Genomic DNA, 23,789 nt, shown 5'->3' on the forward strand with positions numbered 1-23,789 from the left:
GGATGACAATACACAGTTATGATGAATGCCGTACCATGGTACGGAGTCAAGTTCAGGATTTGAGGAGCAATCAATGTTGACCATCGGCAAACTGGCCGCTTCCTGTGATGTGGGCGTGGAAACAGTCCGTTTCTACCAGCGCAAAGGGTTGCTCGACATCCCCCCGCGTGAGGGTGGCGTGCGGCATTATGGCAACGAGCAGCTGCGGCGTCTCCAGTTCATCCGCAAGGCGCAGGCGGCGGGGTTCTCGCTGGCGGAGATTCGGGAGCTGATTGGCCTGGATGCCAGTCATGATCACCAGCGTGCGCGTGAGCTTGCCCGGACCCGTATCGAAGCCCTCGATGCCAGGATCCAGGAACTGAAGCAGGCTCGCGATTCCCTGGAGCAGCTTGCGGCGGACTGCGAAGCGGATGACTCCGGGCCTTGTCCGATCCTTGAGTCATTCGGGGTATGACGTAAGCTCAGCCAACCGCGAGATCGCCAAGCATGGGTTCAAAAACAAAGCCGAGCAGGAACGCTAGGAGTGCCGCGCCACCGCCCATGGCCAGCGTTTCCAGGCCTCCCCGGAAACGGCTCATGCCAAGTACAACGCCTTTGACCCAGCCGATGCCAAAGAGCGAAATCACGGCGGCGATAGCGCTGACCACAAACATATCCAGTCCCACCAGGAAGGGCGCAATAAACGGCAGCAGTGGGATTAACCCGACACCAATAAAGACGGCAAAAGTTGCGATGGCCGCTTTCCAGGGCGACGGGCCCGAGAGAGGATGGCCGAACTCTTCCTGGATCATGGTGTTCACCCAGAGGCGGTGATCCGCGCTGATGGTGTCCACGATGTTCGTTAACGTCTGGCCCTCAAATCCTTTCTGCGCGAAGATCTGGCGTATTTCCTCCTTCTCCCCGTCAGGATCGAGCAGGATATGACGCTCCTCCTGGTCGCGGAGCTGATTGCGTGCGTCATCGTCGCTTTTGACCGCCTGATAATTGCTGACGCCCATGCTGAAGGCATCGGCGATAAGACTCGCAATGCCGAGTACGAAAGCGATCATGCCGGGCAGCCCAGCGCCAGCGACACTGGCAATGACGGCAACGGTGGTAACACAGCCATCAATGCCGCCGAGGATGGCATCGCGCAGGTAGCTGGGCGCGGGTTCGGCATTAAGACGTTGCCGTATGGCTTCGGGGTCATGGCTGTGTTCAAGGTGATGATTGGGCATGGAAGCGACTCTGATCCGGTGATATCTGAAAGATTAGCACAGCTATCCGCCCAACATGGAACGCTGAACGCTTGTCGGTTGTGCTGGAGGGCCCGTAGACTATTGATCCCTTCTCTGAAGCCGCCTCCACCATGGATACCCAGACCAGTAACCTGCATGAGGTCCGCCTCGATCACGTCGCATCAATGCTGATTCAGAGCTCTGCTGAGAGCGTTCTGGATCTGGGGTGCGGATCGGGCGCGTTGCTCCAGCGATGCCTGCAGCTGGGGCAATTTGATCGCCTGGTTGGGTTGGAGTCCTCCGGGGTTTCGTTGCGCAATGCGCGCGAGCGTCTTGCCTACTGGCTACAGCAGCAGAAGCCCAGGGTGCAGCTTATCCGGGGGTCATTCGAGGAACCCAATCCAGCCTGCACTGGCTTTGATGCAGCCACCATGGTGGAGGTCATCGAACACGTTCAGCCACGGGACCTGTCGACGGTTGAACGGGCGGTTTTTGAACTATACCGGCCGGGAATCGTCGTCATTACCACCCCTAACTCTGAATACAATCCGCTCTTCGATCTGTCTCCGGGCGAGTTCCGCGACCCCGACCACCGGTTTGAGTGGAATCGGGATAAGTTCCGCCAGTGGGTAAGCGGCGTTGCCAGACGTAACGGTTATCATGTAAGAACGGGCGGGGTTGGTGAGGCGGATCCCGAACTTGGCGCGCCGACCCAGACTGCCTGGTTTGAGCGACTGGGGTGAAGGAGACAGCCACTGGAGCTCGTGGATTCATGCAGCGCGGCTGCTCAGGCATCTCGTGACTGAAGCCACGGGTCAGTCCAAGTTAGCAAATACCTAATCGAATGCGCCCCTGCGCGCATCGGAAAGATCAACCGGCCCATCAAGGCGCTCGCTGATCCCCTGTCTCATCGGCAAACCCCGGATACCGAGGCTGTTTACATGATCGAAAAGAGCAGCCCTGATCCCGCTGATGAGCGTTGTATCCCCATCGCCGTCATTGGTCTTCTTTACCCGTAAAAATACGTTTGTGGCGATGATTTCAAGTTGTTCCTCCGGGACAAAATCAACCTGCTGCACCGCTTTACAGGCATGAGTAACCTCACTGTGGATCTCAACACTGGCTGTGCCCATCAGGACCTCCCTTGAACAGCATTGCTGTTGAAAAGGCACCTTAACCAACGGCTGTAACGATTTCGTGACACAGGGTGTGTTGATCTTGATCGCCGAGCGAAACCAGCGCGTCGCTTCCTGGCTCTTTCTGTTTCAGTTCTATGAAGTTTTTGTGACGAAAGGGGGTGATCCCCTTTCAAATGACCTTTCTGTCACCTGCCTGTCATAACTGCCCTCTACTGTGCGTTTCATAGCGGGGCACAGCCCCTTCCCGTTCAAGTCACGACAGAGAAGGCAGGCAGATGAAACGACAGACCACGGCATTGTGGGGGTTTCTCGCCATGACGGCGTTGAGTCCCAGCGTTCAGGCCAGTGAGCTTCTGGTGTATGTATTCGGAGACGATGGCCCCGCGCAGGGCGTGACGGTTGAGCTGAACGGCAGTGAAGCAACTACCGATGCGTCAGGTCGGGCGCAGATGGATCTTTCACAGGGCAGCTACCGCGTTCTTCTGAACCGCGACGGAAATGAAATTGGCGCCTTTCGCCTGAGCAGTGGCCAGAACCAGAACGCAGACGTTGCGGTCCGCCTTCAGGACGAAGGCGATCCCCAGATCAGCGTTGAAACCTACGACCCGCGTGAAAGTCTCTCAGAGCGTGAAGGTGAGCCGCAGGGCATTCTGGCCGGTCAGATCCAATCCCGTGAGACCGGTGCGGCTCTGAGTGGGGCCCGCATTTCGGTCCCCGGATCGGATTATTCAGCAACCACGGACGCCAACGGCAACTTTGAACTTCAGATGCCACGCGGCGTTTATGAGTTCGCGGTTACGCACCCCGAGTACGGCAACATCACCGCTGATGATGTGCGAGTGGTCGCGAACGTCACCACCAACGTGGGTTATGAGCTGAGCGCCGCGGGTGCTGGTGGCGGTCAGCTTGAAGAGGTTACCGCCGTGGCCAGTTATCAGCCGGATACGGCGTCGCAGCAGGAGCGCGCCTCCGAATCAGTTCTGGACGTCATCGGCAGTGAGCAGCTGGCCCGTTTTGGCGATTCCAATGCTGCGGATGCCACCCGGCGCAGCGTTGGGGTCAACGTTTCCGAGGGCAAATTCGTTTTTATACGGGGCCTTGGGGGACGTTACACCACTACAACACTGAATGGGTCCTCGTTGCCCAGTACCGATCCCAGCCGGCGCACAACACCGCTCGACCTTTTCCCGGCGGGCGTTCTGGATCAGGTCGAAGTACGTAAGGGCTTCACCCCTGATATGCCCGGTAACAGCTCTGCCGGCAACGTGCAGCTCGAAACCCGGTCTTCGCCTGAAGAAGACTTTCTGGAACTGTCTGTTGGGTTGGGAGGCAATACCCGTATTACCGGCGATAGTGTTATCTCGGATCCCGCAGATGGTGATACCGATCTTCTGGGATACGACGACGGCACTCGCAAAATGCCAGGGCTGGTTAACGGACTTACGGCTTTCGGGCGTATCAATCCCCAGGAATATGAGAACCCACAGATAACCGAGCTTCTGGGACAGTCTTTCAAACGCAATCTGGAAGCGGAAAAAACAACTGCCAATCCGGACGTTTCTATTGGCCTCAGCGGCGGTCAGGAGATCCAGCGGGGCGATAACCTTTATGGCGTTTACGGAGCTGTATCTTACGACAATAGCTGGAGCATCAAGGACGGTGGTGAGGAGAATACTTTTGCCGCCGCTGGGAGCGATGGAGAGCTGAGCTCGAGAAACCAGTTCGAATTTGTAGAATCCGAGCACAATGTGGACTTGGGTGGCATGCTGGCGTTGGGCGCGGAATTCGGTCTCGACCACAAGCTGGATGCGACCACTCTTTTCTCACGCAAAACCCAGACCCAGACCCGGCAGACAAGCGGTGTTTCTGGGGAAAACGGAGAGCAGCTCAGAGAAGTTGAGTTCAATTACGAGGAGCGGCAGTTCCTCTCCCAGCAACTGGCTGGTGAGCATCTTTTCCAGAATTACAACGAGCTCCTGGTGGAGTGGCAGTATACCTACTCTTTGGCCGAGCGTTACGCACCGGACCGGCGGACCATTCGTTATGACGACCTGAAGAGCAACGACGGGCGCTTAGTATTTAATGATTCCGCTTTCTCACGCCGTTATGACGATCTAACGGATGAGAACCATGATGCCAGTGTCGACCTTACCCTGCCGGCCTACTCGGGCACCAACATAATGGCGGATCTTAAGTCTGGCCTCAGCATAACGCGGCGTGGACGTGAATCCGAAACCGCGCGCTTCAGCTATGACTGGCGTGGCGATCGCCAGGAGGAACTCGATCTGATCCGTGAGCAACCCACGCCGGGTGCTGACGATGCCCTTGATGCCCCCAGTATTTCTGAGGACCAGTTCGTACTCCAGAACCTGACAGCGCCCTCTGATCGGTATGAAGGCGATCTGGACATCAATGCCGCCTACCTGATGACCGACATGGACCTCTACGACAGCTTCCGGCTGGTGACAGGGGCCAGGGTGGAATCCGCTGAACAGAGCGTGGATACCTTCGACACCGACGGTAATCCGGTGGAAACAGGCTTTGACGAGACGGATGTCCTTCCGAGCGCCAACCTCACCTGGTTCATGAATCCCGAGATGCAGCTGCGCTTAGGCTACAGCCAGACCATTGCGCGCCCGGATTTCAAGGAAATGGCGAATGCCAGCTTCTTTGACCCGGTATTCGGCTTCACGGTCAGGGGTAACCCCGAGATCGAAAGTTCCGAGGTGGATAACTTCGATGTCCGGTGGGAGTGGTATCTGTCCCAGACCGACACCCTCACGGTCGGTGCCTTCTACAAGGACCTGAGCCAGCCCATCGAGCGCATCATCATCCCGAGTGGCGGTTCCGCACTGCAGGGTACCCGGAGTTTCGCCAATGCCCAGGAAGGCGAGATTAGCGGCATAGAAGTGGATTTCCGCAAGGAGTTCCAGCTGGATGACTCACTCAGCCAGACACTGTTCTTGCAGGCAAACGGGAGTCTGATCGACTCCGAGGTCACACTGCCTGAGCGAAGCACTGAGAACCGCGACAAGCGCGCACTTCAGGGTCAGGCGGAGTCCACTCTGAACATCGCGATCGGGTATGACCACCTCGATAGCGGTCAGGAAGTCACCCTCCTGTTCAACCGTAACGGCGAGAGCATCGAGGACGCATCCCGCGGGGATCTGCCCAGTGTGATCGAGGAACCGGTCAACCAGGTGGATGTGACCTACAAGAAGACGTTCACGCCGAGCCTCACCCTCGAGGCGAAAATGGAGAACCTTCTGGATGAAGAAAAAGAGTTCACCCAGGGAGGGAACACCTTCTTTAAATACAAACCCGGTATGAGCGTCAGCGTCGGCGCCGACTGGCGATTCTGAGCAACGGTTAAACCAACGACGGCACCCGGTGCCATTCAAGCAAGCAAGGAGTTGTCCCCATGCAACAGAAAAAACTGGTAAGCGCAGTGGCCCTGATGGGCTCGATGGCGGCCCTCACCGCCTGTAACAACGGCGACGATGTGAACGTGGACTTGAGCAGCGGCTCCGGTGGTTCCGGCGGGGGTGGTGGCACCGTCAGTACCTGCCCGGCGTGGACATCGCCGGAAGCCCAGACCTCTGACGGCACCAACGTCTGTGCAATTGAGAACGACATCGAAGAAAACCGGACCCTGACCAGCGACATTCGCTGGATCCTGGACGGCAAGATTGAAGTCGGTAACGGCAATTCCGCGACATTTGATACGGAGTCCGAAGCCGACAACCTGACGCTCACGATCGAGCCCGGCACTGACATCCGTGGCGGGCGAGCCGACAGCTGGCTGATCATCACGCGTGGCTCCAAGATTGACGCGGCGGGTACTGCGGACAACCCGATTACGTTCAGCTCCGAGGATGACGACCTCGAGGGCGCCGGTGAGTGGGGCGGCCTGGTACTCCAGGGCTTTGCCCAGGCGAACCCGGGTAACAACGTTGATGCGGAGGCTGGTCTCGGCATCTACGGCCCGACAGCGAACGATGGCGTCAGCAACGATGACAGCAGCGGTACGGTTCAGTACGTGCGGATCACTGAGGGTGGCTTCGAGGTCGCACCCGGTGAAGAGCTGAACGGCTTTACGCTCTTTGGCGTTGGCAGCGGTACGACCATCGACCACATCCAGGTTAACGACAACCAGGATGACGGCATCGAGTTCTTCGGCGGCACCGCCCAGGTGAGCCATCTCGTACTGACCGACAACCTGGACGACAGCATCGACTTCGATCTTGGCTGGCAGGGCAACATTCAGTACGCCATCGTCAAGAAGAACTCCGAGAGTGACCGGGGGATCGAGAGCGACAACAACGGCAGTGGCTTCGACGTAACACCGAGGACCCGTCCGACCATTGCCAACCTGACAATCGTCGGCGCAACCGGTGCCGGTGCCAACGCACTGCATCGCGAGGGCATGGGTGGTTTCATCCACAATGCGATCTACGATGCAGGTGATGTCTGCCTCGACGTGGATGACCAGAACAACGAAATCAACAACGATGAACTCATCTATGACGACGTGATCTTCAATTGCGCCGCGAATACGGCGGGCGACGATGACGACGGCAATGCCAATGAGTTCGCTGACTCCATCCTGAACAACAACCGTTCCAATACGGTCTTCGATGAAGATCCGATGCTGGACGAAAACACTTTCCAGCCGTCCTCGGCCAACTCGACCCTGGGTTCTGCCAAGAACTTCAGAACCGTTCAGGAAAATGCCGGGGATGCCGCAGATGCGACAGCGGACATGAACTTCCTCGACGAGACCGATTATCTCGGTGCAGTGGATCCGGATGCCTCCAGCCCCTTCTGGTTCGAAGGCTGGACCCTGGAAGGCACCCTGTAACATAACCCATCCGATTGCCGGCCTCACTGGGCCGGTCCTTCCCTGCAGAGCCCGCTCACCATCCCCGGTGCGCGGGTTTTCATATTTCTGAAGTCTTGCTGTCACGTAACTGCAACATCCCGCTGTCATCATCCCGCCTGAATTAAACCGATGAACCAGGAGTTCCGATGACCCACGCAAGTGTTCGCTGGCCCTGGCGGCCTGTTCGCTCGCTGCTCGCGGCCTCCGTGCTGGGAATGGCGCTGGGCAGCGCCGCGCAGGCGCAGGATGAACCGCTGGAGCAGATCGTTGAGACCGGCAAAGACCGGTTGGTGCAGAACCGCGAGATGCAGCAGCGCATTAACGAGCTGGATAGTGAAATCCGCGACAAGGTTGAAGCCTACCGGGGTGTCAACCGCGAGATTGAGGGCCTGGAAATCTACCTGGCTCAGCTTGAGCGCCAGGTCGAAAGCCAGGAGCAGGAAATGGCGGACCTGGAGCAGTCCATCGACGAGGTCACCGAGACAGAGCGCCGTATTACGCCGCTCATGCTCAAGATGGTCGACGCCCTGGAGCAGTTCGTGGCCCTGGATGTGCCCTTCCTGAAGGAAAAGCGTGAAGGTGAGGTTGCCGCCATCGCGGAGACCATGGACCGCTCGGACGTGAGCACCGCCGAGAAGTTTCGTAACCTGCTGGAGGTCTACCAGGAGGAAATCGAATACGGGCGCACCATCGAGGCCTACCGGGGTACGTTGGCCCAGAACGGTGACGAGCGCCAGGTGGACTTCCTGCGTATTGGGCGCATCGGGTTGCTCTATCAGACGCTCGATGGCAGCACCAGCGGCGTTTGGGATAACGAGCAGGAGCAGTGGCAGACCCTGCCCGCCACCTACAACAGCCAGGTTCAGGAAGGGCTGCGCATCGCCCGGGAACAGGCTGCGCCCGATCTGATCCGGCTGCCGCTGAGCGCGCCACAGGAGGCTGAGCAATGAAGCGTATTCTGATTTTAATGCTGTGTCTGTGCCTGAGTCTGCCGGTATTGGCGCAGGCGCCCAACGGCGATCGTGGGGCTCGCCTCGGCGAATTGCTGGAGCTGGTGCGCCAGGGCAAGGCCCAGGATGCCAGTGAGCAGCGTGAGCGTCTGGAGCGTTTCATAGAAGAGCGCGACGAGCAGGACCAGCGTCTGGAGGAGCGCCGGGCCCGTCTGGCTGAGCTTAAGGACCAGGTTGAGTCGATGGAAAATCGCTTCGACGACAATGAGACCAAGATCGGGGAGCTGCAACAGCGTCTTGATGAGCGCTCGGGTGATCTCAAGGAGCTGTTTGGCGTGCTTCAGCAGGTCGGCAGTGATGTGCGTTCTACAATGAAGACGTCACCCACTAGCTCTCAGTACCCGGAGCGTGGCGAGTTCCTTCAGGCGCTGATCAAAAAAGCTGGTTCATCGTCCAAGCTGCCAACTATCCGTGAGCTGGAAGAATTCTGGTACCGCATGCAGGAAGAGATGGTCGCTTCCGGCGAAATCGAACGCTATAACGCCGAAGTGGTCGGCAACACTGGCGAGAAGGGCGAACGGGAAGTTATCCGCGTTGGTACGTTCAACATACTGGATGGCGAGGGTCGGTATCTCAACTGGGAGAGCGACACCGGCAACTTGGTTGAGCTCCCCAGTCAACCGGCTGACCGCTACGTCTCCGCCGCCGCACAGTTCGTCAATGCAGACCCGGGTGAGCGTGAAGATTTCTGGCTTGACCCCTCGGGCGGTTCGCTGCTGTCGCTTTTGCTGCAGACTCCGGACCTGCGTGAGCGCATTAACCAGGGCGGTGTGATCGGCTACATTATTCTGGCACTGGGCGCCTTTGCGTTGCTGCTGACGCTGGAACGGCTGGTCTCGCTCGGCATCATCACCATGAAGGTGAACCGCCAGGCGCGCAGCGATGAGCCGGACCCCAACAATCCGCTGGGCCGGGTGATGCAGGTCTATCAGCAGAACAAGCACAAGGATTCCGAGACTCTGGAGCTCAAGCTGAGTGAGAGCATTGCCCAGGAGTCACCCAAGCTGACCCGTTTCCTCGCGGTGCTCAAGATCATCGCAGTGGTGGCGCCCTTGCTGGGGCTGCTCGGCACCGTTACCGGTATGATCAACACCTTCCAGGCGATCACGCTGTTCGGCACGGGCGATCCCAAGCTGATGGCCGGGGGTATTTCGCAGGCGCTGGTAACAACGGTCATGGGCCTGGCGGTGGCCATTCCCACAGTGCTGCTGCACACCGTCGTTCAGGGCCGGAGCAAGCGTCTCAGCCAGCTTCTGGAAGAGCGCTCCATCGGCATCATCGCGCGACGTGATGACGAGGGCGCTGGAACCACCGAGGCGAACGCCTGAGGAGGCCCGAAGATGCTACCGGTACAGCTCATCGAAGCCTACAACCAGGTGCTCCAGTTCCTGGAGCGCGGGGGCACTGTGCTCGGCTTCATCATGGTGGTCATCTTTGTCATGTGGTTGCTCATCATTGAGCGCGGGCTGTTCTTTGCACTGACGTTCCGGCGCCTGGCCGACCGGGTGCGGAACCAGTGGGAAGCGCGCTCCGAGCGCCAGTCCTGGTATGCCCACCAGGTGCGCCAGGACATGGTTACCAGCGTCCATCAGGAGCTCCAGCGCTCGCTGGGGCTGATCAAGGCACTGGTGACCATCTGCCCACTGTTGGGGCTGCTGGGCACCGTTACCGGCATGATCGAGGTTTTCGACGTCATGGCGGTAATGGGCACCGGCAGCGCCCGCGCCATGGCCTCCGGCATTTCCAAGGCCACCATTCCGACCATGGCCGGAATGGTGGGGGCCCTAACGGGTGTCTTCGCCATCACGGTGCTTCAGCGCAACGCGCGGCTGAAGGCCACGCGGCTCGAAGACCAACTGACCTTTGACCACTGAGTAGCGAATCATGCGCAGACGTTTCCAATCATTCGCCAGTCAGGAAGCCGAAGAAGAGGAGAGCATCGACGTCACGCCCATGCTGGACGTGGTCTTCATCATGCTGATCTTTTTCATCGTGACCGCTTCCTTTGTGAAAGAGTCCGGACTGGAGGTGAACCGGCCCGATGCCAACACCGCGAACCAGCAGGACCAGGCCAGCATCCTTGTGGCCATCGGCCCCGATGGCGACATCTGGATTGACCAGCGCAAGGTTGAGCCGGCGTCGGTCCGGGCCAATATCGAGCGCCTGCATGCCCAGAACCCCCAGGGGTCGGTGGTGATCCAGGCTGACCAGGAGGCCGCCACTCGGCATCTGGTTTCAGTTATGGATTCCGCCCGGGAGGCGGGTGTTAACAACGTGTCCATTGCAGCGCAGGAGCCGTAATGAGCGGAGTCGGCATTCTGGGGCGGTTCCTCGCAGCGCTGGCTGTCGGCGCCGCCATAACCTTTACGGTCTTCTTTCTCATGCAGCAGCTGGTTGCCTCCGGCACCGCGGCGCTGGGTGAGGACAGTGATCGTTATACCGTGGACTTCGTGCGCGTCCAGGAACAGAACCAGGTCAAGGAAAAGCAGCGTGACAAGCCCGAGCCGCCAGAGCCTCCGGAGGAACCGCCGGAGCCTGAAACGCCCCAGCAGACACAGCAGAAGGCCAGTACCAGCGGCGGTGGTCTGAGCATTGGCGATGTTGCCATGGACAGCAGTCTGGACATCGGTGCCGGTGTCTCCGGCGGCGGCAACAGTGAATATCTGCCCATCGTCAAAGTCGAGCCGAACTATCCGCAGCGTGCGCTGCGCCGGGGGATTGAGGGCTACGTGGTGGTGGAGTTCACCGTGACCCAGCGCGGCAATGTTGAGAGCCCACGCGTTGTTGAGGCGGATCCCCAGGGCGTGTTCGACGAGGCGGCCAAGCAGGCGGCCAAAAAGTTCAAGTACCGGCCCAAGACCGTTAACGGAGAAGCCGTCGAGGTCGCGGGCGTGCGCAACATCATCCGTTTCGAAATGGAGGATGGGAGGTGACATTATGAAGACTCCAGGCTTAAGAACACTCGGCCTGCCGCTGATCGCGGTCACGTTTGTGCTTGGTCAGCCTGTTCCGGTGACGGACATGGTCCCGGCCGGGCTGACCAACCAGGCCCATGCGGAAGAGGACGACAATGTCCGCCGGACGCCGGCCATGCGGCAGAACGTTCACAAACGTTTCAGTCGTATCCGGGAGCTGGCGGACAAGGGAAAGCTCGAAAACGCGTTTGAGGTCTGGGAGCGGATGGATCCGGCTAATCTCAATAGCTACGAACGCGCCATGCGCTGGAATCTGGCGGCGTTTCTCCACCACCAGAGAAGCGATAATGAGGCCATTGCTAACGCCTACCGGAAGCTTCTGGAGCAAACCGATATACCCCTTAGCCTGGAGCAGGACACCTGGTACAGCCTTGCCAGGGTGGAAATGGTGCGGGGCAGCTATGAGGCGGCCATGGAGGCACTGGATGAATGGTTCGCTCTGCAGGAGGATCCCGGTGCCAACGCCTATGCTCTGAAAGCGCAGCTTCATTACCGGCAGGAGAACTGGCGTCAGTCGCTTGATGCGATCAACAGGGCGATTGAGGTTCGGCACAACAGCGGTGATCAGGTTGCCAAGAACTGGTATCTGCTGAAGCGCGGGATTCTGTACCAACAGGAGGACTACGAGGGGCTGGCAAGTGTTCTCGAGATTCTGGTTCGGGAATATCCCCAGAAGAGCTATCTGATGCAGCTGTCGTCCGTGTATGGCGAGCTTGATCGACCGGCGGAGCAGCTTGCGGTTCGTGAGGCGGCTTACGAAAAAGGGTATCTGGACAAGGAGTCTGAGCTGGTCGGTCTTGCACAGCTGATGGCCTCGCAGGACAGTCCATACAGGGCGGCTGAGGTTCTGCGCAAGGGCATTGAAGGGGGCCGGATCGAAGCCACGAGAGAGAACCTGGAACGAATGGGTGACAATTTCCTGGTAGCCAAGGAATACGATAAGGCCATCGATGCGTTCAAGCAGGCGGCAGCCAAGACAGACAATGGCAAGCTGTACCTGCGGATGGCTCAGGTCGCCGCGGATCTGGGGGACTGGGATGAGGCCGAGCAGTACGCCGCCAGGGCGGTCGAGCGTGGCGACTTTGATCGTCTCGGGCGTGCGCACGTCGTGCGCGGGCTTGCTCTGTACCATCTCGAACGGTTCAGCGAGAGTCTGCAGTCCTTGGAACAGGCGCGTGGGTTTGAGGATACCCGTAAAATGGCCACCCAGTGGCATGACTATGTTCAGAAAGAGCAGAAGCGTCGCGAACAGCTTGAAGCGTCAGCGACATCAGGCATAAAAAGCTCGTAAAGCGTGATCCGAATCGTGGTTCGTTGATGTTTTCAGGCAGCATTACAACGTCATAGCCGTTACACTTGTGACCCCGAAGAGAAGGCGAGAGATTGCGAGTGTGCCGTGGAAAACGGAACGGGGACGTCGGCGTCATACACGCCATGAGCTGCGTCATGATGCTCTTCTGGTGGTGCAGGGGGGTGGTCCTACCGCGTGTCAGGTGGCGAACGTGTGTGAGCGGGGCATGTGGTTGGAAGGCGTTGCGGCAGAGTCCGTCATTGAACGCCTGACCCGCGATCCGACTCTGCCCGTGGAGATTCATCTTTTCATCAGCGGTAATGACGGTGAACGCCATGAGCGCCACATGGCGCGGGTTCGGCGCATACGCAGCCCGGGTATCGGCGTCCAGCTGGAACAGCCCGCGCCAGATATGGTGGCTGCGCTGCGCAGGCCAGGCGTCGCCAAACGGCGGCTTCTGATGAATTCTCAAGAGAATGCCCGGCTCTGGCGGGTTTTCCGGGAGCAGATTCCCACGCTGTTTTCGCCGCTCTTGGAGCACTTTGTAGAAGCCTCACTTCGGCTTATCAATCAGGCTCTGGAAAAAAACAGCAACCCTGAATGAACGCAATCAACTGCGGGATGCCCGTCTGCTTCTTATTGATCAACGGGACGGGCTGATGCGCCGGTTCATGCAGGCCTGGTGGGAACACAGCGGGCTTTCGGCGGAGCATGGCGGCGGCGAGAGTGCCCGACTCGCATTGGTGGACAAGAATCTGTTCGAGGACTGGTTGGAGCTCCAGATGGTGGCCTCATCCGTGGCCGCCCGGCACCCCGAGGTTCTGTTCCGGCTTAATCAGCTGCTGTCACAACTGACCCAGTCGGAATACCACGACCGCAACAACCCACTGGCACCCATGGCGCTGTGTCAGGCACTGCAGTACAGCATGGCCCGTGGTGGCTACGAGGCTGCGGCCAAGCCTTTTCTTAATCAGGCTTTCGAGGAAGCGTTGGAGACATGCTGGAGCCGAGCGATGCACACGCTCGAGTCAGCCATGATCGCGCAAGGGCTGAGGGTGCTCCGGTTGGAAGAGATGCCCATTCGCTGGCGCACCCAGCCTGTCCAACCGCGTTCCTTACGGGTGAACGACGACGGCGCTGCTTCCGGGGTGGCTGGTGACATCGAAGGCGGCATGGCTGCGGGTACTGGTGGCAACGGAACCGTGCTTCGGTTAATCAGTCTGCAGCGCGATCCCCAGTCCTCGGACCCGGAAGTCGGATCAGAGAGCGCCTCCGCCATTATTGCGGCGGTTCACAATGAGCTTCTGGCAGCTCTGGAGCACACAGACGGCAACCTTGAGGCTGCACTGAGCAGGGCCATGGAAGCGGATCCCGCCAGCGCCGATAAGTTGACTCCGGCGCACTGGGACCAGGTCCGCCTTGTGGATCGCTTATTTGCCGCAATGGACCAGCTTGAGCACCTGCCGCACAATCTGCGCGCGCTGCTGGATCGCCTGCGGGTTCCGGTACTGCAATTGATCCTGAATGATCCGGATTTCCTCGATGATCCCGGCCATACCGCCCGCAGTCTGCTGAATCAGCTGATGCAGCTGTGTGTGGCGGATAAGGGATCAACCCGGCATCTCAGTGAAACCGTCAGCAGTGTGGTTGAGCGGCTCACCGCTCGCCCTTTGCCTTCTCCCGAAACCCTTGAGGTGGTTGCGGCTGAACTCCTAGAGCTGGTTCAGCGTCAGGAACGGGCCTTTATGCGCAACGCTGACCGCATTGCCCGTAATCACGAAGGGCGTCAGCAGCTTGAGCGTGCCCGCTGTGCCATACAGCGTCGTATCCGGGCGTCGCTCGCTGGCCACGAGGTTCCCATGATTCTGCTCGATCTGCTCGCCGCGGGGTGGGAGCAGAGTCTGGTGATGGCCCTGCTCAGGGAGGGAGCGGAGAGCGAAGCTGTGATCGAGCGTTTTGAGGTGATCCTGCAGATCCAGGCCTGGCTTGGGCGCTACAACCAAAGAGCGGGTTCGAGCCTGGAGCGCGAGCTGGAAACACCGGCATTGCTGGACTTTCTGGAACGGGAGTTAGCCAGTTCCGGGGAGCCGGGCCGGTATCAGGGCGTGGTGCGGCGGTTGGGCGCCCAGCTGCGGGCGGAGGAACGCCCGGACTTCGTTTGGCTGGCATCCTATCCGCTGGGTGAGCCCCCGGAACCCGAGAAGCCGGAAAAACCCGCAGCGTCTGATGCGGGCCGCTGGGGCCGGCGAGCCCGCGAGATGACGGTGGGCGACTGGGTCGAACTCGTCGATGAAAAGGGGGACAACCGCCGTGTGCGACTCGTCTGGGTTGGCGATGATGCCTATCGCTTTGTATTCCTGACCCCGGAGGGATTGCATGAGGTGGAATATGGATTTTCGGAGATGGTGGAAAGCCTGGCCACAGGGCGTATACAACTTGTGGAGGCGGAAGATGTGGCCTTCGTTGATCAGTCTCTTTACGCGATTGTGCAGGATCTCTATCGGGAGATGGCTTTCCGGGCCACCCATGATCCGCTGACAGGTTGTTTTATCCGTCATGAGTTTGAAAAACACCTGGGACGCCTAGCACGGCAGGCAGGATCGGCTGAGGCCGCCGGTACACTACTGGTTGTGGATGTCGATCAGTTCAGCGTTATCAATGCCAGCTACGGCACCCGTGCGGGTGACGCCGTACTCAGGGAGCTTGGAGCCCTCCTCGAGGAAGAGGCTGCGCTGCAGGGGGCGGAATCCGCCGTTGGTCGCCTGGGAAGCAACGAATTTGCTATTGCCCTGCAGCCCATGCCCATGGAATTAGGGTTGGATCTCGGAGAGCGGTTACGCCGGCGTGTAGCGGAGCACGGTTTCCGGAGCCAAGGCGTGGGCTTCGGGGCCAGTGTGAGTGTAGGCGTTGCCCTGTTTGACGGTACGAGCAAAGAACCGGATGCGCTTCTGAATGCGGCGGGGCTTGCAGTGGAGGCAGCACGCAGGGCTGGCGGTGATAATATCCGGTTCGCAGGTGAACACGAACAGGAACGGCGGCGGCATGTGCTGGGATGGATTCCGCGCATTGACCGTGCCCTGGAAGACGGCACCCTGACACTGCGCGGCCAGCGGATTATGCCGCTTCACGGAGAGGGCCCGGGGTCCATTGAGGTTCTGCTGGGAATCAGGGACGATCAAGGGGCATCCGTTTCACCCCAGCCTTTTATGGAAGCCGCCGAGGAGTCGCGGCGCGTGGCGCGCGTGGATCGCTGGGTGGTTGAGCGCACCCTGGAATGGATGGCGGATCACCCGGAACAGGTGGCGGGGCTTGGCGCCGTCAATATCAATCTATCCGGCGCCTCGCTGAACGATGATGGTTTTCTGGTGAACCTTGAACAGCGGCTGCGCGAGACGGCGGTCCCGCTGGACCAGCTCTGCTTTGAGGTCACGGAAACGGCAGCTGTGGCCAACCTGCATTATACCGCGGAATTCATGCGTGCAGTGCGGCATCTTGGGTGCCGTTTCGCGCTGGATGACTTCGGTACCGGCCTTTCCTCCTACGCCTACCTTCAGCAGCTGCCCGTGGATGCCCTCAAGATGGACGGCGTATTTATACGTGACCTTAATCAGGAGTTGACCCATTACGCCATGGTTCGTTCCATCAACGAGCTGGCCCATTTCCTCGGCCTGAGCACTATCGCGGAATTCGTTGAGGATCTGGAAACCGTGGAGACCCTGAAGGAAATCGGCGTTGACTACGCCCAGGGCTTTGGCATCGCCCGCCCTCGATCGCTTGATTTGCGACAGCCGTAACACTCCGGATTGCCAGTGGGTGACCTGTCCCACATCCCGTCCTGATCGCGCTTGATAGACTGCCTTCCGCCTTTCCCAGTAATCCGGAGTCTGGAGGTTATGGCGATCCGGTTGATTACGCTTTCTGTCCTGTTGTGTGCCCTTTGTGCCCCGTCTGTGCTGGCCTCTTCGCTGGAGCGTGCGCGCCAGGCGCTGGACGAGGACACACCCGGTCGGGCTGAAGCTATCCTATCCGGTAATGTTTCCTCTGGAAACGTGGACGAGGCGCAACAGGACGAACTCTTCTTCCTGCTGGCGAAAACCGCGCGCTACTATGAGCACTTCAGTGAGGCCGGCAACCAGCTTAACCGCATCAGCGATCCCTTCTGGGGTGGCATGGGGTATTTCAATCTGGCCATGGCGTATCTGGAGCGTGAATCGCTGAGCCGTGCACGGGTTGCGTTGCGGGTTGTGCGCTCTCTGGCTGCTGGTGAGGCGTCACTACGCGGCGCAGACCTGGTCAGCCGGGCGCATATAGCCGAGGGGCTGCTGGCTCTTCGCGAAGGCGATCCGCAGGGCGCACAGCAGGCCTTCGCCCGTGTACGCACCGACAGCACGCTGGTAAGCGAGGGACTCTATCTGCTCGGCATCGCCCGAGCCCGTAATGGCAGACTGCATCGCGCCCTTCAGACCTGGCAGCGGGTCGAACGCTTTCCGGTGGCCTGGCCCGGTGTGGTGGAGGCGCGCTTGGCGCGCGTCTGGGGGTACAGCGAATCCGGTTATCATGATGAGGCCCTGGCGACGGCGGAGCGCAACCATACTTATCTTGAGCGCGGCATTGAGGAACTGGATAGGCTGCGCGAGCAGGTGAGGACGCAGGGAGTAGCGCGGCTGATCCGTTCCGATCTGGAGGGCGACCGGGATCTGGTGGCATTCCTGCGCGACAGCCGCAACCACGCCCGTTCGCCATTAATCGCCTGGGTCCTGGAATACGTGGCCGACGGGGGTGACCCTGAGGCGGATCCCGCGGCGCTGGATTCCGGATTCCTGGCGTTCCTCGAACGCGAGCGCGAACAGCTGGTGGCGTTCCGGGACCGCAACCTCAGGCAGCAGGCCCTGGTCTATGAGCAGCTGGCACTACGGCAGACGGAACGACCAGTGCAGCGGGGAAGCTGGGAATGAAGTGTGTTGCAAGTATGCTGAGTGTCTGCATCGCTGTGCTGCTCATGACCGGCGCCGGCGGGGTCCAGGCAACGGTGCTCCTGCAGGAGGGGGCGGCAACCCTCGGGGATCTCAGCCCCATTGTCATCAGAACGGGTGATGGGGATATGCCGGAGACCTCCCTGGAGGAGGCGGTTCATCGCCATGTCCGTGTATTCCGGCGCGCGGATGATCCGCTGGTACGGGTGCATACACTCAACCGCATTCAGAATCTGCAAGCCCGCTTTGGTGGGGCGCTGGGGCTGTCCGAGGCAGCGTCAAAGCGCCTGCACCGGTCGGCACTGACGGATTTTGAGACGCTGCTGACCGAGGCCACGGGCAAGCGTGAGGCTGAGCTTCTGTACGAGGCGGCCCGGGCCAGTGATCTTGCCGGCCAGAAACGGCGTTCCGTGGCGTACCTGGAGCGGATTCTGGACGAACACGGTGAATCCGGTTTCGTGGCGGAAGCCGCCTTCCGAACGGGTGAGCACCGGTTCAGTGAAGGCCGTTACGCCGGAGCCGCAGACGCCTTCAGGAGGGCTCACGAACAGGGAGCTGATAACGGCTTCCGTAATAACAGTCTTTACATGCTGGGATGGAGTCATTTTCTGGATGAACGGGCCATGAGCGCGGCTGGGCTGTTCCTGCGTTTTCTGGACCGCTATCACGACAAGGGCAGCGGGTTCGATGCGATCTCGGGCAAAGACGCGGAACAGGTGGCGGACGCCCAGCGAGTGCTCAGCCTCATCGCCACCTATGGCCGCGGCCCGGAAACGCTGGCGGGTATTCTGGATACCCACGGAGAGCGGCCCTATGTTGCCACTCTCTATGAGCACCTGCTGCGTTTCCAGCGCGAGCGTGGGGATCACCGGGGCAGCGTTGCCACCGCCGAAGCCTTCCGTGAACGCTATCCGGACCATCCAAAAGCGCCCGCGATGCTGACCGAGATAGTCGCAAGCTGGCGACTGGCGGGTAATAGCGCGCGGATGCGCGATGCCATGGGAAAGGCGGTGGCAGATCATGCCACGCCGGATGCCATGGTGCGGTTGGAGCTGCCAGTGCGTCGCAAGGTAATGGGCTATCTGCGCAGGCTGGGCGTGTGGCATTACACCCAGGGGCAGACCCTGGAGGAGGCTGAAGCCCGCCGCCATTATCGAGACGCATCCCGGCGGCTGCTTCAGTATGCCGATCGCGCCGAGCGTTTCCGAGCGGGAGCGGATCTCATGGGTACAGGAGCTGGCTATATGGTTCTGCTCGCCGGGGATGCCGCCAAGCGTGGCGGTAGAACCAGCAGTGCTGCCGGTCTCTACGAACGGGCTGCCTGGTCCGAGCCGCCTTTTCCGGGAGCCGGCGAGGCGGCTTACGCCCTTGTCCAGATCCGCCATGACCAGTGGCGTCAGCAGGACACAAATGGAACCCGGAGTCGGCTGATCGGCGATGCGCGCCGTTTTGTCGAAACCTTTCCCTGGCATACGGATATCAATGGCATCAGACAGGTGCTGGCCAATCGGCTTTATGAAGCCGGGAAGCATGCGGAGGCTCGTCGTAGGGCGCAGGTCCTCGTCAAAGCTGATGCCACCTCCGACCAGCGCCGGGCAGGCTGGATCCTTCTGGGGCAGCTCCGTATGGCGGCAGAGGAATACGCGGCTGCCGCCAGTGCCTGGGCCGAGGTGCGCGCACTGACCCCGGCTGATGATGAGCGGCTGGGCAATTTCCGGGAGCGCCATGGGCTGGCTCTGTATAGGGAGGCCGAGCGCTTACGCAGCGATGAACAGCCCAAACAGGCGCGGCAACATTTTCAGCAGGCTTATGCGGCGGCCCCGGGAACGGATGTGGCGGCAAGCGCCCGTTTTGATGAAAGCGGTCTGGTTCTGGATAGGGGGCGATGGGATGAGGCTATTCGTCTGCTTGAAAGCTTCCGGGACCGTTTTGCGGATCATGAGCTGGCACCGAGGGCGGTGGAGCGCATTGTCCACGCCCACCAAGAGGCCGGGCGTCCGGGAGCGGCTGCGGATGCCATGCTCGCGGCAATCCCCGAGGATCTGGATGCGCAGGAGCGCTGGACCTATCGTCTGAGAGCTGCGCGCTATTACCGCAAGGCCGATCGCCTGCCGGATGCGGTGGCGCTGTATCAACGCTACCTGGCAGAGGGGGTCGACCACCTGGGAGGGCATACCTTTCAGCAGGAGCGGCGGCACGAGTTGGCATTTATGCAGAAGGAGCTGGGCCGTGAACAGGCGCTCGGCGATACTCACAGGGCCATTGTCGAGGCGCAAGACGACGTCCAGGCAACCGGTGGCGGTGCCCGTCTTGCCAGCGAGAGTGCGCTATGGCTGGGGCGTCGCGCCGCCCATGAGTTTGAGGCGATCGAACTGGGTGCGCCGCTTGAGCAATCCCTGGCGCGCAAGCGCGAGGCTCTGGCGCAGGCACTGGACTGGTTCCGACGGGCGGAACAGTTCGGTATAGCGGAAACTGCCACTGAAAGCACCTACCGCATGGCGGAGCTCTATCGTCAGCTGGCGCAGGATGTGATGAATTCCGAGCGACCGTCGGGCCTGACGGAGCGCCAGGCAAGTCAGTACGAAATGCTGCTTGAGGAAGAAGCCTATCCCTTTGAGGAGAAGGCCATCGAACTGCACCAGCGCAACCAGGAACGGATATCCAAGGGACACTGGAGCGGGTGGGTCAGTCGTAGTCTTGAAGGCTTGGCGGATCTATTCCCAGCCCGTTATGAGCGTGATCTTGAGTGGACGGAGGCTCGCTATGAAGCGGCGCGCTGAATGGCTGGCGGTTGTCATCATAGTGCTGCTGGCCGGTTGCGCGGGTATGGAACCGGCGACGGACAGCAGGCGCGTGCCTGAAAGGGTGGCGCTGGTGACGCTGCCACTAGATGGGGCGGATCGTGAGCGGCTGGCACAGGTGCAGCGGGAGCTTGCCGACGGTAACCCGGAAGCTGCCGGGCAGCAGCTGGCATCGGTGGAGGCGGATCATCGGTTCAATCCGGAGGTTCTGATGCTGAGGGCCATGGTGGCGCGCCACAACAAAGAACCGCGACGAGCGATCCGGGCGCTCGAGAGACTGCTGCAGCAGTCTCCGGATGAGGCCGCGGCGGCCAATGATCTGGCGCTGCTCTATCGCCAGAAGGGGCGTATTGAAGAGGCAGCAGGCCTGTTGCGCGCCGCGCTGGAGGCCAATGCCGGGAATCCGCGCCTGCATTACAACCTGGCGGTTCTTTCCGAACTCTACTTACTGGATCTGGAACAGGCTCTGGCCCATTACCGGCGTTATCAGGCGCTGACCGAAACCAAAGATGAAGAAGTGGGTCTGTGGATCCGGGATCTGGAACGGAGGGTGGAATGAGAAAACAGCCGGCCACCGCGCTGACACTCCTGGTGCTTCTGACCCTCCCGGCAGTAGCCCAGAACGATAATCAGGGTATCCGCATCCGGGGCGTGGATGAGCGCCCGGGCGTGATGCACCTGATGCCCTGGCGGCTGCCCAGGGATGCGCCAATGCAGGAACCCCGGGCGGAGCAGGGGCGTCTCGGCGACCTTCTCCGCCCTGTCGATGACCAGAGCTACCGCCGCTATCTCAGATACCGCAGTGATCCCGGCACGCTTTTGAAAGTGTTGCCGGAGACTGCCTCAACCGGAGAGACACGTTGACCATGCAGACACCGACACCCAACGCGACGGAGACCCCATTGATGGAAATTGCAGTCCGATTCTTCCAGGACGGTGGACTGTTCATGATCCCCATCGCCCTGATCCTGCTTATCGGCCTTGCCATTGTGCTGGAGCGGCTGATCTATCTGCAGCTTGCTCGGCGGCGTAACCGGGTGGTCTTTGAGTCCGGTCTGTGGCCGCTATTGCAGAAAGGGGAGTTCCAGAAAGCCTCCAAGGCGGCGCGTGAGTCCGGCGCGGAAGTTGGTGAAATGGTGGCAGCCGGTCTGGCCCGGTTCCGTAACAGTCAGTCCCGTTCGGATGTGGAATACGCCATGGAGGAAGGGCTGATGGAAGTACTGCCGCGCTTCGAGAAACGCACACCCTACCTGGCGACCCTCGCCAACGTGGCAACACTGCTCGGACTTCTCGGGACCATCATGGGCTTGATATCGGCGTTCACCGCCGTGGCGGACGCGGATCCGGCCAACAAAGCCAGCATGCTTTCGGATAGTATTTCCGTGGCCATGAATACCACGGCCTTTGGCCTGATGTCCGCCATCCCGCTGCTGCTGGCGCATGCCTATCTCCAGACCCGCACCAATGAAATGATCGACAGTCTGGAAATGGCGGGGGTCAAGCTTCTCAACCTGATCTCGGAAACTCAGGCGGGCAGCACGGCGCGCAGCGAAGGGTGAGGCAGGTTCATGAGACGACGCCGACATCGCCGCCAGACGGCGGAAGCCGAGCTGAACATTACGCCCTTCCTCAACCTGATGATTGTTCTGGTGCCCGTGCTGTTGCTGAGCATGGTCTTCACCCAGACGCGCATCCTGGAGCTGAGCTTCCCGCAAGCCGGTGAGCGCCTTGATGAGATGGTGGAGAATAAGCAGGAGCTGGCGCTTTACGTGGTGATTCGTGATGGAAGCCTGGAGGTGGGGGACCGCAATGGCGGTGTGCTCCAGCGATTCGAGCCGAAGGCGGAAGGAGAGCCGGATTTTGCCGGACTGCGCGAGCTGCTCAAAGGGGTGAAAGAGCGGTTTCCTGAGACCCGCGACATCCGGTTGCTCGCGGGGTCGGAAACCGACTACCAGACGCTGGTAACCACCATGGATACCGTTCGGGGCTATCCTGAATTTGTGGCGACGGATGTGGTAACCGCGGAGCTTTTCCCGGAGATCGCTCTGGGAGACGCGCCGGCACCTGCTGGTGAGGAGGCAGGCTCATGAAGGAATCCCGTCGGGCCCGCCGCATCCAGCGCCATTACCGGCGTATGAATCGCCCCGGAGGCCTTAATCTAACCGCACTGATGGACATCTTCACCATTCTCGTTTTCTTCCTGATGGTGAACTCCTCAGATGTGCAGGTGCTCAAGGAGGACAGTGATATCCAGTTGCCCCGTTCCAAAGCGGAGCAGGTGCCCGAGAGTACCCTCCGTGTGGTTGTGGCCGGCGAGAGCATCCTGGTGGGTGGCCGTGAGGTCGCGCGGCTGGAAGGGGTGAGCGACGGCGAGGGCGGTGAGGTCATTATGGACCTTCAGGCGCATCTGGCCGGGCGCCCGGAGGCCGGGGAGGACGCCGGTGCCATGATCGTGGCGGATCGCAGCCTGGATTACGCACGCCTGCGCCCGGTCATGCGCAGCGCGGTGAACGCGGGCTACACCCGGCTTCACCTTGCCGTGGAGGCCGTGTCGGACAGTGAAGGAGGTGCGCCTTGAGCCGATCTCCGGCGTTGCCGTGGCGCAGCACCAGGGGCGAGGATCGTCTGCTCGGGGTGATACTGGCGCTCCTGCTGGTGATCTTCGTGCCGCTGGCGGTACTGATTCCGGGGGTGGAACTGCCGGAGCGGGCGCCGGAGCAGGCAGAAGAACCTGACCCCCAGATGGCACGAATGCTCGAGGAGCCCGAGGAGCCCGAGGAGCCCGAGGAGCCCGAGGAGCCCGAGGAACCGGAACCGGAACCGGAACCGGAGCCGGAACCGGCAACCGCCGAGTCTGAGCCGGAGCCGAAACCTGCGCCGAAACCGACAGAACCTGAGGAAACCGTTGAGCAGGCGCGCGAAGTAGCCCGGGAGTCCGGCCTTGTAGGGATGCGCGATCAACTGGCGGAGCTGCGCTCGCTGGCTCCGGAATCCGAGACGGAACTGGGGGAGCCCGCGGAAAGCAACACCGATCAGCAGACCGGTGAAATACCGGATGAGCCCGGTGAAAAGCGGATCATGGCGGGCTCAGGTGGGCCGGCTGAACCCTCGGGCGGCAGCGTTGAGGAAGGCGACATAGCACAGCGCCAAACCCGTGATGTCGCCACTTCCAGTGAAACCACCGAGACTGCGGAAGAAGAACCCCGGCAACGTCCCATGGCGACCATTCGCGAAACCTTCCAGCGCAATCGCTCGGCGCTCTTTTCGATCTACAATCGGGCCCGTCGCCAGAACCCGCTGCTCGAAGGTGAGGTGGTGCTGGCGTTGACGATTGCCCCTGATGGTTCTGTCTTGGATGTGGCGGTAGCTGAGTCCACACTGGGGGACGGTGGTGTGGCCCGGAAGATTGCTGAGCGTGTCGCTCTGTTTGATTTCGGAGCCATGGAGGTACCGGAGCGCTCGGTGCGTTTCCCAGTGGAACTGGCCCCGCCGGGATAGGGG

Annotated in this window: 22 protein-coding genes; 20 read left to right on the plus strand and 2 right to left on the minus strand. The window is 60.5% G+C overall.

The window, feature by feature from the left end:
- Positions 1–73 precede the first annotated feature (73 nt).
- On the plus strand, positions 74–454 hold the full coding sequence (locus AAF659_RS10385) for a MerR family transcriptional regulator (protein WP_349751679.1): 381 nt from the start codon (positions 74–76) through the stop codon (positions 452–454).
- A 7-nt stretch (positions 455–461) separates the two neighbouring features.
- Here AAF659_RS10385 and AAF659_RS10390 read toward each other — a convergent pair whose 3' ends face one another.
- Positions 462–1,217: a VIT1/CCC1 transporter family protein gene (locus AAF659_RS10390; protein ID WP_349751680.1), complete on the minus strand. Its 756-nt coding sequence runs from the start codon at positions 1,215–1,217 to the stop codon at positions 462–464.
- Between the two features lie 131 nt (positions 1,218–1,348).
- On the opposite strand from AAF659_RS10390, the gene AAF659_RS10395 reads away from it, so the two are divergent.
- Positions 1,349–1,960 carry a methyltransferase gene (locus tag AAF659_RS10395; RefSeq protein WP_349751681.1) on the plus strand — a complete coding sequence of 204 codons (612 nt, stop codon included), beginning with the start codon at positions 1,349–1,351 and terminating at the stop codon, positions 1,958–1,960.
- Positions 1,961–2,053: 93 nt separating this feature from the next.
- On the opposite strand, the gene AAF659_RS10400 is transcribed toward AAF659_RS10395, so the two are convergent.
- Positions 2,054–2,350 (minus strand): hypothetical protein, encoded by a 297-nt coding sequence (locus AAF659_RS10400; protein WP_349751682.1) that lies wholly within the window; start codon positions 2,348–2,350, stop codon positions 2,054–2,056.
- A 281-nt stretch (positions 2,351–2,631) separates the two neighbouring features.
- Here AAF659_RS10400 and AAF659_RS10405 point away from each other — a divergent pair, with 281 nt between their 5' ends.
- The 18 genes from AAF659_RS10405 (at position 2,632) to AAF659_RS10490 (ending at position 23,786) form a co-directional block, all read left to right on the plus strand.
- Positions 2,632–5,718 (plus strand): TonB-dependent receptor, encoded by a 3,087-nt coding sequence (locus tag AAF659_RS10405; protein ID WP_349751683.1) that lies wholly within the window; start codon positions 2,632–2,634, stop codon positions 5,716–5,718.
- A gap of 59 nt (positions 5,719–5,777) precedes the next feature.
- On the plus strand, positions 5,778–7,217 hold the full coding sequence (locus AAF659_RS10410) for a beta-helix domain-containing protein (RefSeq protein ID WP_349751684.1): 1,440 nt from the start codon (positions 5,778–5,780) through the stop codon (positions 7,215–7,217).
- A gap of 167 nt (positions 7,218–7,384) precedes the next feature.
- Positions 7,385–8,188, plus strand: a complete 804-nt coding sequence (locus AAF659_RS10415; RefSeq protein ID WP_349751685.1) for a DUF3450 domain-containing protein — start codon at positions 7,385–7,387, stop codon at positions 8,186–8,188.
- Complete coding sequence (locus AAF659_RS10420; protein WP_349751686.1) at positions 8,185–9,576, plus strand: MotA/TolQ/ExbB proton channel family protein; 1,392 nt, start codon at positions 8,185–8,187, stop codon at positions 9,574–9,576. Before AAF659_RS10415 ends, AAF659_RS10420 begins: the two co-directional genes overlap by 4 nt.
- A 12-nt stretch (positions 9,577–9,588) precedes the next feature.
- A complete protein-coding gene (locus AAF659_RS10425; protein ID WP_349751687.1) occupies positions 9,589–10,122 on the plus strand; it encodes a MotA/TolQ/ExbB proton channel family protein in 534 nt (177 codons plus the stop codon).
- Between the two features lie 10 nt (positions 10,123–10,132).
- On the plus strand, positions 10,133–10,549 hold the full coding sequence (locus AAF659_RS10430) for an ExbD/TolR family protein (RefSeq protein ID WP_349751688.1): 417 nt from the start codon (positions 10,133–10,135) through the stop codon (positions 10,547–10,549).
- Entirely contained in the window at positions 10,549–11,181 is a 633-nt protein-coding gene (locus tag AAF659_RS10435; RefSeq protein ID WP_349751689.1) for an energy transducer TonB, read from the plus strand. Before AAF659_RS10430 ends, AAF659_RS10435 begins: the two co-directional genes overlap by 1 nt.
- Positions 11,182–11,185: 4 nt before the next feature.
- Entirely contained in the window at positions 11,186–12,514 is a 1,329-nt protein-coding gene (locus AAF659_RS10440; protein WP_349751690.1) for a tetratricopeptide repeat protein, read from the plus strand.
- Positions 12,515–12,614: 100 nt separating this feature from the next.
- Entirely contained in the window at positions 12,615–13,118 is a 504-nt protein-coding gene (locus AAF659_RS10445; protein ID WP_349751691.1) for a hypothetical protein, read from the plus strand.
- 34 nt (positions 13,119–13,152) lie between these two features.
- Positions 13,153–16,308, plus strand: a complete 3,156-nt coding sequence (locus AAF659_RS10450; protein WP_349751746.1) for a DUF1631 family protein — start codon at positions 13,153–13,155, stop codon at positions 16,306–16,308.
- Positions 16,309–16,407: 99 nt separating this feature from the next.
- Entirely contained in the window at positions 16,408–17,469 is a 1,062-nt protein-coding gene (locus AAF659_RS10455) for a tetratricopeptide repeat protein (RefSeq protein WP_349751692.1), read from the plus strand.
- The gene (locus tag AAF659_RS10460) at positions 17,466–20,267 is read left to right on the plus strand and encodes a tetratricopeptide repeat protein (protein ID WP_349751693.1); all 2,802 of its coding nucleotides are present in this window, start codon (positions 17,466–17,468) and stop codon (positions 20,265–20,267) included. Before AAF659_RS10455 ends, AAF659_RS10460 begins: the two co-directional genes overlap by 4 nt.
- Positions 20,251–20,847 carry a tetratricopeptide repeat protein gene (locus AAF659_RS10465; RefSeq protein WP_349751694.1) on the plus strand — a complete coding sequence of 199 codons (597 nt, stop codon included), beginning with the start codon at positions 20,251–20,253 and terminating at the stop codon, positions 20,845–20,847. Before AAF659_RS10460 ends, AAF659_RS10465 begins: the two co-directional genes overlap by 17 nt.
- A complete protein-coding gene (locus AAF659_RS10470) occupies positions 20,844–21,152 on the plus strand; it encodes a hypothetical protein (protein WP_349751695.1) in 309 nt (102 codons plus the stop codon). Before AAF659_RS10465 ends, AAF659_RS10470 begins: the two co-directional genes overlap by 4 nt.
- Before the next feature lie 41 nt (positions 21,153–21,193).
- The gene (locus tag AAF659_RS10475; RefSeq protein ID WP_349751696.1) at positions 21,194–21,847 is read left to right on the plus strand and encodes a MotA/TolQ/ExbB proton channel family protein; all 654 of its coding nucleotides are present in this window, start codon (positions 21,194–21,196) and stop codon (positions 21,845–21,847) included.
- 9 nt (positions 21,848–21,856) lie between these two features.
- On the plus strand, positions 21,857–22,378 hold the full coding sequence (locus tag AAF659_RS10480) for an ExbD/TolR family protein (protein ID WP_349751697.1): 522 nt from the start codon (positions 21,857–21,859) through the stop codon (positions 22,376–22,378).
- Entirely contained in the window at positions 22,375–22,866 is a 492-nt protein-coding gene (locus tag AAF659_RS10485) for an ExbD/TolR family protein (protein ID WP_349751698.1), read from the plus strand. Before AAF659_RS10480 ends, AAF659_RS10485 begins: the two co-directional genes overlap by 4 nt.
- Entirely contained in the window at positions 22,863–23,786 is a 924-nt protein-coding gene (locus tag AAF659_RS10490) for an AgmX/PglI C-terminal domain-containing protein (RefSeq protein WP_349751699.1), read from the plus strand. Before AAF659_RS10485 ends, AAF659_RS10490 begins: the two co-directional genes overlap by 4 nt.
- Positions 23,787–23,789: the final 3 nt, after the last annotated feature.

The organism is Salicola sp. Rm-C-2C1-2 (assembly GCF_040196175.1).
Lineage (GTDB): Bacteria > Pseudomonadota > Gammaproteobacteria > Pseudomonadales > Oleiphilaceae > Halospina.